Source organism: Arsukibacterium sp., assembly GCF_036735525.1.
In the GTDB taxonomy this organism is placed as follows: domain Bacteria; phylum Pseudomonadota; class Gammaproteobacteria; order Enterobacterales; family Alteromonadaceae; genus Alishewanella.
In genome coordinates, this window is sequence record NZ_DAINOE010000188.1 from 1 (window position 1) to 2,389 (window position 2,389).

General features: G+C 46.8%; 5 protein-coding genes. All 5 read left to right on the plus strand.

Annotation, left to right across the window (positions count from 1 at the left end; translation table 11 throughout):
* Positions 1–42: 42 nt before the first annotated feature.
* Entirely contained in the window at positions 43–483 is a 441-nt protein-coding gene (locus V7D78_RS17100) for a hypothetical protein (RefSeq protein ID WP_333609658.1), read from the plus strand.
* A gap of 494 nt (positions 484–977) precedes the next feature.
* Positions 978–1,250: a PapB/FocB family fimbrial expression transcriptional regulator gene (locus V7D78_RS17105; protein WP_333609659.1), complete on the plus strand. Its 273-nt coding sequence runs from the start codon at positions 978–980 to the stop codon at positions 1,248–1,250.
* A 9-nt stretch (positions 1,251–1,259) separates the two neighbouring features.
* The gene (locus V7D78_RS17110) at positions 1,260–1,538 is read left to right on the plus strand and encodes a hypothetical protein (RefSeq protein ID WP_333609660.1); all 279 of its coding nucleotides are present in this window, start codon (positions 1,260–1,262) and stop codon (positions 1,536–1,538) included.
* 12 nt (positions 1,539–1,550) lie between these two features.
* Complete coding sequence (locus V7D78_RS17115; protein ID WP_333609661.1) at positions 1,551–1,748, plus strand: helix-turn-helix transcriptional regulator; 198 nt, start codon at positions 1,551–1,553, stop codon at positions 1,746–1,748.
* A gap of 289 nt (positions 1,749–2,037) precedes the next feature.
* On the plus strand, positions 2,038–2,389 hold a 352-nt coding region (locus tag V7D78_RS17120), incomplete at its 3' end, for an integrase arm-type DNA-binding domain-containing protein (RefSeq protein ID WP_333609662.1).

Here is a 2,389-nt window from a genome sequence, read left to right on the forward strand (position 1 = left end):
TTATGTTAATCGGAAGATACGCCAGCAGGCTAAGGGGGCTGAGTGATGAAGCCAAGGATAGAGAAAAAATTAAGCAAGCGCCTTGCTAAAATCCTCTCCAATGTTCGCGGATTTACAGATAAAGATGTATGGATTGATTCAGATCTTGAGCTTTTCCCTCGTCACTATGCGTCAAGAAACAAGGTGGCGTTAACACCAAAGCAGAAGCGCCAGAACTACGAGCAGCGTGTAAGCGTTAACAATATGCCATCAATTGTTGGTGGCGTTGATTATTGGGGCGAAGGTGAGGATTGGAATTCAGTCTTTGATGCTGCAACACAAATGCTAATTTGGTCTATGTTCGAGATAGAACCTTTTGATGAGAAAACCTGCAAAGGCGGTTTCCCGATAATAAACATTAAGCTAACTGGTAAAAATGTTGTGTCATTAGCCAGAGCTTATGCCTGCAAGGTTAAACAGTCACAAAAGGCAGGTGCAGCATGAGCCAGTGCATTATTTTCGGCAGCAAAAAGCTGAAACACACAGCAGACGATATGCGCATGCGCTGTGACACTGTTGAGTGCATGAAATGCGGAGTGCTGTGCCCTGTTACTCCATGGCGTGAAGCGGAGAACCGCTTGGCCAAGCTGCACGATAGCGCCTACCGCGCTGGCAGAACTGCGGGGCACAACGACGCCAGCAATGAAATAACCCAAGCTGAGCTGGCTGGCCAGCTTGCTCCAAGATGGAATGGGGGGGCAGCATGAACAGAGGCAGCGTTATCGAACAGCTATGTCAGTCTTACGAAAAGCTTGAGCCAATTGACAAAGCAATTTTGAATCATGCTATGCAGGTTCCGACAGTGAACCAGTACACAGGCCGACCGTTTACGTGTTTTAAAGAGGTGCTGGAAGCGGCCTCGGATTATTCACTACAGACTCTATTAGATGATTTTGAGTGCAACGGTTTTTTGGTACCGGCTTCCGGGGTTAATTAGCATGAAATACATCAGCCAGGGCAGCCAATGCCAACGCCGTTTTGAATTACTACTTAGCCGCACGGATATCCGCAGCGAGAATGTAAAGGCGGCGCTTAAAGATCACCTGGTAACGGGCCTGTCAGATGCCACTGCTGCAGCAATTAATGGTGTTAGCCAGAGCAACTTTAACCGGGCGTTTAACGCAGTGAATGACGTAGCCGAAACAGTCGAAAAGATTAAAGAACTCGACTGGGTGCGGCTTGGTGCAAATCAGTTAACTGATAAGTTTTAAAGGGTGTTTATGCTGAGCCAAAGAGCAATAAACGACAGGGCCAAGCGCGGCATTACCGGCGCTGATCTTTATAAACCGCTGAACCCAGGCAACCACAAAATTGACCAGGCTAAAGCAGAAAGCATTTGGGCAGATTTGCAAGCGCTAGCAGTACTGCCAAAAGGCATTATCAACGTGCTTAAAGTGCTTGCTGATAAACACCAGGTACCGCTGAGCGTTGTTAAGCACATTAAATACGGCAGAACGTGGAACCACGTTACCGGCCTGGCTAAAAGAATTTACGAGTAACAGGACACTATTATGCAGCTAATAAGATTGCCCGATGTTTTAAAAATGGTACCGGTGGGCAAAACAACCTGGTACGCACTGGTAAAAGAAAATGACGCCCCTCAACCGGTTAAGCTTGGGCCGCGCACCAGCGCCTGGCTAAAGTCAGATATCGAAGAATGGATCCGGAAAAGGCAAGGCACTGCCAATAATATGACATCGCTGCAGTAAAGCTGCAGCAAAACACTTTGATACTACAGATGATACTACAGCGCAAAGATCATGCGTTATAAGCCTTTAAAATTGGCGCTTGTCGATTCCTGTTGGGGCAGCCATTTCTTGGTTCGCGGTGGTTCAGCTTAGAGCAGCAACGTTCATAGCAGCCAGTAAAAACAAGGGTTTCAGTTGATATTTTAGTTCGTTTTAGTTCAGTATAGGTCGCAGTGAACCACGAATTTTGATACTACAGATGATACTACAGCGATCTGTAGTACCAAGCTGTAGTATCATAAGGCTAAAAATGGCAATAAAAACAAACCCGTTAAGCGACACGGAAGTAAGATCAGCGAAGCCTAAAGACAAACTTTACTCGTTGTATGATGGCGACGGTTTAGAGTTGCGGATCACTAAGGCCGGCAGTAAAAGCTGGCTGCTCAGATATAAGCGCCCACACCTTGGCACGGTAAATTACATTAAGCTCGGATCCTACCCTGAAACCTCATTGGCTCAGGCCAGAAAGCTGCGCACTGAATACCGGGCACTGCTGGAAAATCATATTGATCCACAAAAATGGCTGGAGAATAAAAACGAGCGGCGCCGGCGGGAGATCAGCTCAACATTATCAGATGTTTCGGAAAAATGGTTTGCCGTCA

Coding starts and splice junctions, on each gene's coding strand:
- V7D78_RS17105 (WP_333609659.1), top strand. CDS start 978: ATGAAATACATCAGCCAGGGCAGCCAATGCCAACGCCGTTTTGAATTA.
- V7D78_RS17110 (WP_333609660.1), top strand. CDS start 1,260: ATGCTGAGCCAAAGAGCAATAAACGACAGGGCCAAGCGCGGCATTACC.
- V7D78_RS17115 (WP_333609661.1), top strand. CDS start 1,551: ATGCAGCTAATAAGATTGCCCGATGTTTTAAAAATGGTACCGGTGGGC.